Origin of the sequence: Thermotoga sp. (genome assembly GCF_021162145.1) — a bacterium.
Classification (GTDB): domain Bacteria; phylum Thermotogota; class Thermotogae; order Thermotogales; family Thermotogaceae; genus Thermotoga.
The window spans coordinates 1-8,055 of the sequence record NZ_JAGGZH010000072.1 but is presented as its reverse complement, the minus strand read 5'-3'; the positions used below and the strand labels follow the sequence as shown (position 1 = coordinate 8,055).

6 protein-coding genes are annotated in these 8,055 nt (G+C 46.5%); all 6 read left to right on the top strand.

Translation table 11 applies throughout. The features are described from left to right. Positions 1 to 337, top strand: a 337-nt coding sequence (locus tag J7K79_RS04815) for a substrate-binding domain-containing protein (RefSeq protein WP_296905720.1), incomplete at its 5' end; no start/stop codon positions are given. Between the two features lie 184 nt (positions 338 to 521). Further along, positions 522 to 1,697 carry a maltose/maltodextrin ABC transporter substrate-binding protein MalE gene (gene malE / locus J7K79_RS04810; RefSeq protein ID WP_296905718.1) on the top strand — a complete coding sequence of 392 codons (1,176 nt, stop codon included), beginning with the start codon at positions 522 to 524 and terminating at the stop codon, positions 1,695 to 1,697. Positions 1,698 to 1,760: 63 nt separating this feature from the next. Beyond that, positions 1,761 to 3,494, top strand: a complete 1,734-nt coding sequence (locus tag J7K79_RS04805) for a DUF4896 domain-containing protein (RefSeq protein ID WP_296905715.1) — start codon at positions 1,761 to 1,763, stop codon at positions 3,492 to 3,494. After that, positions 3,491 to 5,965 carry an ABC transporter permease subunit gene (locus J7K79_RS04800; RefSeq protein WP_296905713.1) on the top strand — a complete coding sequence of 825 codons (2,475 nt, stop codon included), beginning with the start codon at positions 3,491 to 3,493 and terminating at the stop codon, positions 5,963 to 5,965. Before J7K79_RS04805 ends, J7K79_RS04800 begins: the two co-directional genes overlap by 4 nt. A gap of 14 nt (positions 5,966 to 5,979) precedes the next feature. Next, on the top strand, positions 5,980 to 7,800 hold the full coding sequence (locus tag J7K79_RS04795; protein WP_296905711.1) for a glycosyl hydrolase 53 family protein: 1,821 nt from the start codon (positions 5,980 to 5,982) through the stop codon (positions 7,798 to 7,800). A 15-nt stretch (positions 7,801 to 7,815) separates the two neighbouring features. After that, positions 7,816 to 8,055, top strand: a 240-nt coding sequence (locus J7K79_RS04790; RefSeq protein ID WP_296905709.1) for a LacI family DNA-binding transcriptional regulator, incomplete at its 3' end; no start/stop codon positions are given.

Here is an 8,055-nt window from a genome sequence, read left to right as displayed (position 1 = left end):
TGGATACAAAACCGTAAAAGAATACTTGAAAAAGCACGGTAAAGACTTTACCGCCATTTTTGCTATAAATGATCTGACAGCGGTTGGTGCTTTAAAAGCCCTTCATGACTTAGGTGTATCTGTACCGGATGAGATCTCTGTGATGGGCTTCGATGATGATCCTATCTCAAGCTATACCATTCCTGCCTTAACTACTGTAAGGCAGCCAAGAAAAGAGATGGGAAGAGTAGCATTCAAGGTACTCTACGAGAGACTCTCAGGAAAAAAAGGAATAGCAAGAAGAGTAGTACTGCCCGTAGAGATCGTTGAAAGAAAGTCAGTGGCTGCTCTGAAGTAAACTACTTAAGTTCCATACATAGAAATCAGGGAATATTTCCAAATAATTTCATCCAGATGTATCTAGAATGAAATAACGCTGAAAATCATCCCTAATTGTGATTTGACATTACGGGAACTTTCACGGTAACGTTTACGCATGGTATCATCTACTTGGACAACTCATTCAGGGAGGTGAAGGCGGTATGAAAAAATTTCTGGTGTTCGCTCTGCTTGTTGTTTCTTTTGTCGTTCTTGCCCAGCCCAAACTCACCATATGGTGCTCCGAAAAACAGGTCGACATCCTTCAAAAACTCGGAGAGGAGTTCAAAGCCAAATACGGTGTGGAGGTCGAAGTGCAGTACGTGAACTTCCAGGATATCAAGTCCAAGTTCCTCACAGCCGCTCCTGAGGGTCAGGGAGCTGATATTATCGTCGGCGCACACGACTGGGTTGGAGAACTCGCCGTGAACGGTCTGATAGAACCCATTCCGAATTTTGCCGATTTGAAAAACTTCTACGAGACAGCTCTCAACGCGTTTTCTTATGGTGGAAAACTTTACGGAGTACCCTATGCTATGGAAGCAATTGCTCTCATCTACAACAAAGATTACGTCCCCGAACCTCCCAAAACCATGGACGAACTCATAGAAGTTGCGAAACAAATCGACGAAGAATTTGGAGGAGAGGTGCGGGGCTTCATCACGTCAGCAGCCGAATTCTACTACATAGCTCCGTTCATATTTGGATACGGTGGTTACGTCTTCAAACAAACCGAGAAGGGACTTGACGTCAACGACATTGGCCTTGCCAACGAAGGGGCAATCAAAGGTGTGAAACTCTTGAAGAGAATGGTAGATGAAGGAATCCTTGATCCCAGTGACAACTACCAGATCATGGACTCCATGTTCAGAGAAGGTCAGGCAGCCATGATCATCAACGGTCCCTGGGCTGTAAAGGCTTACAAAGATGCAGGAATAGACTACGGTGTCTCTCCGATTCCCGATCTGGAACCCGGTGTTCCTGCAAAACCTTTCGTTGGAGTCCAAGGCTTCATGGTGAACGCAAAATCCCCTAATAAACTCCTTGCCATCGAATTCCTGACGAGTTTCATTGCCAAGAAAGAAACAATGTACAGAATTTACCTTGCTGATCCGAGACTTCCTGCGAGGAAAGACGTTCTTGAACTTGTGAAAGACAATCCCGATGTGGTCGGATTCACACAGAGTGCCGCTAACGGAATACCGATGCCCAACGTGCCGCAGATGGCTGCTGTGTGGGCTGCTATGAACGATGCGCTCAATCTTGTTGTGAACGGAAAAGCAACTGTTGAAGAAGCTCTAAAGAACGCCGTTGAGAGAATCAAGTCCCAAATTCAGTAACAGTAGGCTCCTGTAAGGGGCTGGGATCTCCAGCCCCTTTCACACACTCAGGGAGGGAAAAAGGTGAAGAAACTCATAAAATTGCTTCTGTGGTTCCTCCTTGCACTTTTGAACGTGACATTTTTTTGGGCAGGAGTATTTCTTTTTCAAAACGAATATTACGAACTCTCCATCGTCCTCTTTTCCTTGTTGTTTCTGATAGATTTCTTCATCATCAATCCAAGGGGATATCCTTACAGATACGTTATTCCCGCTCTTGTTTTGCTTTTCGTTCTCGTTCTTTACCCCATATACTTCACCTTCAAGGTGGCCTTCACCAACTATGGAACGGGTCACTTCATGTCGAGGCAGGAGGCCATCGAAAGACTCCTTTACGACCCGAATTTCTCCTACGTGGTAGATTCGACTCCTGTCTCTTACAAGGTCTTTGTGGTCTACGATGGGCTCTCCCCCACGGAGGATTTCCTCATACTGTTCAGAGTGAACGGTGTTATCTACCTTGGTGAAAAACCCAGACCCGTTGTTTCACGGGGTCAGGAGGTACTCTTGAGCCAGTACAATCTGGTGCCCGTTAACGGTGAAACGGTTTCGCTGAACGGCGACAACTTCAGAATCGTTCCGTGGCCGGCCGATCTTTCGGAGATAAATCTTGTGGTTCGCGGTGACACAACTTACAAGAGTTTCTACTCTCCAGACGACGAGATATTGAGGTTGAACGCTCCCTACTTCAAAAGCAGAATAGCACAGAATTACCTGGTGAACGCAGAGTACGTGCTTCCGGATGGAAAAAAACTGGCTTTGAGAATCGCTCCTGATGGTGAATGGAGATTCATGCACGTGGAGAGGCTGTACAGACTGGTTTACAAAGAGGTGTACGACGGTGGAAAGATGAAGATAAAAACCACGGTAATAAATAACCTTACAGGAAGAGAAGTGGTGGAGCGTGAGGGAGCTTTTTACGATGTGGACGAAAATGGAAACGAGACGTTTCTGGTTGGGTTCATAGATTTTGTGGGATGGAAGAACTTCCTGAGGATCGTGAAGGATCCCAAGGTGTCAGGGCCTTTCTTCAGGATCTTTCTGTGGACCTTCGTATGGGCCGTTCTGAGTGTGGTGCTGTCACTTGCTGTTGGTCTTCCGTTCGCACTCGTTCTGAACAACCCAAGGCTCAAGGGAAGAAATCTCTACAGAACTCTCTTGATCATACCATGGGCCATTCCGGTTTTCATTTCGGCTCTTGTCTGGAGAAACGGTCTCTTGAACGAAACTTACGGCGTGATTAACAAGTTTCTCTTACCCCTTCTTGGGTTGGATCCAATAAAGTGGTTCAACGATCCTTTCTGGGCTCGTGTTGGAGTGCTTCTTGTCAACGTCTGGCTCACGTTTCCTTACATGATGACAATATCGCTCGGTGCCCTTCAGAGTATCCCACCTGAGCTCTACGAAGTAGCAGCTATAGATGGTGCAGGAAGGTTCAGAAGATTTGTCTACATCACCTTTCCACTTCTCATGACCATCATCGCCCCCCTTCTCGTCAGCAGTTTTGCTTTCAGTTTCAACAACTTCACGATCATCTATCTGATCACAGGAGGAGGTCCTCCTATCCCGAATTCAACCACTCCCACAGGATACACGGACATTCTGATCTCTTACGTCTACAAACTGGCATTCGAGGGAGGTCAGGGACAGGACTTTGGATTTGCGAGTGCGATCTCCATACTCATTTTCTTCCTCGTTGGTGGTATCAGTTTTGTGAACTTCAAGTTGTCCGGTGCGTTTGAAGAGGTGAGCAAATGATGGTGCAGAAGAGAGGAAATGTACTCACTCATATCTTTCTCGTCATCATAGTGGCGGTGATTCTCTTTCCGGTCGTCTGGGTAGTGACGACCTCCCTCAGAAGAGACGAAGCGGCGTTCTCTTCAAAACTGTTTTCGTCCAGACTGACACTTCAGCACTACAGGGATCTCGTGGCACCCGAAAGGAATCTCCCCTTCCTGATCCAGAACCTTCAAGCGATGATTTCTAAGGTGAAACCCTACGATACGTGGTCCGAAGATGAACTTAAAAACGCTGTGAAGCAATCCATCGAAAAGGTGAGTTCGTATCTGGCAGAAACGGAGAGTAGGCTGAAGAGTGCTGAAGACTCTTTCAGGAAGATAGAAACGTTCTTGAACAATCATTCGGATGAGATCAAGAACGGAGTGATTGAGAATCTCCAGGAACTTTCTTCATCAATCCAGACACCGGAACTGGACGATTCGGACAAGAGCAGAGCTGCCCTCTACCTTGTATTATCAAGAGAAAGATTCCACTCAAAAGTTCACAGAGCTCTCAAAGAAGTGCTGGAAAGAATCGCAGGTGTAGATACCAGTACACGAGAAGGTTACGAACGAGCGATCGAAATCCTAAAAGCGAGTTACGAGGAATTGACCAATGGGTATGACAACCTCCTCGAGGAAACACAGAAAGAACTGAACGCTGTGAGGGAAGAGATTCTTTCACTTAAACAGCAGTACCAGGAACTTCAAGATGACATAATGGAGGCTAACCTCATCATAGAAAAGGATATAGCACCGGAGCTGGAAAGAATGAGAACATCCCTTGTGGACCTCAACGAACTGAAAGAAAGAATAAAACAGGCAACAGTTAGCGGTCTGTTTCCAGTGGACGATAGCGGTTTTTCTCAGAGCACCTCTGAAGCAATCCGCACGATTGACGATCTTCTGAATGAGATGGATTCCCTCGCTGAATACGACAATTTGAAACAATTGCTCGTGTCCCTGAAAAAAGAACTCGAAAAACTATCTGAAGGAAACGAAGAACTGAAAAACCGCCTTCTATACTCTGATCTGGTGAAGATCTACGGAGAGATCCACCCGCGGCTTATCAGGATCCTGAAGGAAACCTCCGAAACCATTGCTGGTATAAAAGACAAAATCGTGGTTCTAAGCGTTCTGAACGAACGTCTCGAAGAACTTCATCTTCAGGAAAAGAATCTTGCCGAGAAACTCTCTGAATACCAGCGGAGCATCTCAGAAGTCCATCAGAAACTTCTGAAACCTCAGAGAACGCTCAGTCAGATCGTGTTCAAATACAATCTCCAGAGCGCCATTTCCACTCTTGAGAGAATAAGATCTTTCGGAAAAACTGATCTCCTCAGATATTCTTCCGTCCTGAAAATGCTCCGAGATTTCATGAACTCTTACTGGGAAAAGGATGAGTTCTACAACAGGATATCAAAAGTAATCAGAGAGATGAGATGGATAGAAGAGTACAGGGATTTTGCCAGCAAGTTCGACACATTTCCAAAAAACCTCGAGACGATACTGAAGGAAATGAAACTCTCTCTGAACGATCTTGAGGAATCTTACGATGATCTCATATCCCTTTCGTCCCAGGGAGTGTATGTGTCTTCCAGCATATTGAACAGGATGTACGACATCGTGAAGATGGATTTCGTCAGCAGAGTCAGGGCGAACATGTCTGTTGCTTCGCGGCGAGCAGGGAACCTGATTGATCTGGTACCATTTTCCGAACTCAAGGGTGATTTGAGAAACATAGACAAGCAACTCTTCAGAATAGACCAGATATGGAAACAGAAGACGAAACACTATTTCTGGCTGTGGGTACTCAACTCCGTGATCGTGTCTCTGATCGTGGCTTTCATTACAACAACTGTGTGTGCGATAGCGGCTTATCCGTTCAGCAGGATGAGGTTCTTTGGAAGGCGCTACGGAATCATGGCGCTTCTTCTGATACAGATGTTTCCAGGTGTAATCTTCATGATCGCCATATACGACCTTCTGAACTTCATGGGAAAGTACATCCCCTTCATCGGAATCGATACACTCGGTGGTTTGATTTTTGCATATCTCACCAACATCGCCTACAATATGTACCTGATAAAGGGGTTCTACGACACGATACCCACCTCACTCGAAGAAGCGGCGATCGTCGATGGAGCAACACGTTTCCAGAGTTTTTACAGGATCATCATCCCCCTTGCAAGGCCGATCCTCACGGTCGTGTTTCTTCTGGTCTTCATCGGAACGTTCAACGAGTACGTGGTGGCGAGGATCATCCTTCAGAACGTGAGACACTATACCTACGCCCTTGGACTCCAGGCATTTGCAACGGGACCCTATGAAACAGAGTGGGGGCTCTTCACAGCAGCCGCACTTCTTGGAATGACTCCAATGGTGATCCTTTTCCTCTCGCTTCAGAGGTATCTGGTGAGTGGCCTTACGAGGGGAGCGGTGAAAGAATGAAGGAGGTTGGTACGATGAAAGGGACGATACTGATGCTCGTGATCTCCTCTCTGGCGTTTGGTCTGATGATCAATCCGGTGAAGGATCTTCGTGAGGATTTCATCTTTGGGATGGACGTTTCCATGCTCTACGAGATAGAACAACTCGGTGGAAAGTTTTTCGACAACGGCGTGGAAAAAGATTGCCTTCAAATACTGAAAGATCACGGGATAAACTGGATCAGATTGAGAGTGTGGAACGATCCAAGGGATGAAAACGGGAACCCGCTCGGCGGAGGGAACTGTGATTATCTGAGAATGACGGAGATCGCAAAGAGAGCCAAAAGGTACGGGATGAAAGTTCTTCTTGACTTTCACTACAGTGACTGGTGGGCAGATCCCGGGAAGCAGTACAAACCAAAGGAGTGGGATCACCTTCATGGGGAACTCCTAGAGAGGGCAGTTTATTCCTACACGAAGCTTGTGTTGAACCATATGAGAAGAAACGGGGCGCTACCGGATATGGTCCAGGTGGGGAACGAAGTAAACAACGGTTTCCTCTGGCCGGACGGAATGATCTCCGGAAAGGGCGCCGGTGGATTCGACGGATTCACAAAACTTCTGAAAGCAGCTATCAGGGCCGTCAGAGAAGTCGATCCCAACATAAAGATTGTTATCCATCTGGCCGAGGGAGGAAATAACTCTCTCTTCAGGTGGTTCTTCGACGAGGTCACCAGAAGGGATGTGGATTTCGATGTAATAGGTGTATCTTACTACCCTTACTGGCACGGTACCCTCGAGGATCTGAAAAACAACCTGTACGACATAGCTAAGAGGTATGACAAAGATGTGGTTGTCGTTGAGACGGCTTACGCCTGGACTCTTGAAGACGGTGATGGTTATCCCAACATCTTTAGTGGTGAAGAGATGGAACTCACAGGTGGTTACAGGGCAACGGTTCAGGGTCAGGCAACGTTCCTGAGAGATCTCGTAGAGGTGGTGAACAGTGTTCCCGATGGTCACGGACTTGGAATTTTCTACTGGGAGGGAGATTGGATCCCCGTGAAAGGAGCTGGTTGGAAGACCGGTGAGGGAAATCCATGGGAAAATCAGGCTATGTTCGATTTCAATGGAAACGCCCTCCCATCCCTGGATGTTTTCAAACTTATGAAAGCATCTACTCCTGTAAAAATCAAAATCAGAGAGATCCTTCCCGTGGAAATTTCAACCAATCTGGGAGAAATCCCTAGATTTCCGGATGCTGTGAAAGTACTGTTCAGTGATGATTCCATCAGATCTCTGCGTGTCAAATGGAATTTTGATCCTGCTCTCGTTGAGAAATCCGGTGTCTACAAAGTAGAAGGATACGTAGAAGATATAGACCGAGAAATCTTTGCAACCCTGACCGTGAAAGGAAGCAGGAACTACCTGAGGAATTCCGGATTCGAGACGGGTGAGTTTTCCCCCTGGGAGGTATCTGGTAACAGAAAAGCAGTGAAAGTAGTGAAAGCCAATCCTCCAAGCAACGCACATCAGGGAGAGTATGCAGTGAACTTTTGGCTCGACGAGGCTTTTAAATTCGAATTGGCACAGGAAGTAGAACTTCCAGCCGGGGTGTACAGAGTAGGGTTCTGGACACAAGGAGGAAGTGGCGTGAAGATTACCTTGAAGGTGAGTGGTTACGGGAAGGGTGAAAAAACAGTGATGGTCGAAACAACAGGGTGGCTCGAGTGGAAAAATCCTGAGATAAAGAGTATAAAAGTCGAAACAGGAAAGATAAAAGTCATCGTTTCTGTCGAAGGAAGAGCGGGAGATTGGGGTTTCATAGATGATTTCTATCTGTTCAGGGAGGAGTGAACGGGAGGCAAGAACATGAAGAAAAAGTACGTAACGATCAGAGACATAGCGGAAAGAGCGGGTGTTTCGATAAACACAGTTTCAAGAGCTCTGAATGATAAGCCAGATATCAGTGAAGAGACAAAGAAGAAAATACTAAAAATAGCGAAAGAACTCGGATACGTGAAGAATGCAACGGCTTCTTCTTTGAGGAGCAAACGTACGAACATTGTGGGTGTCATCATAGCAGACAGCGCCAATCCCTTTTACGCAGAG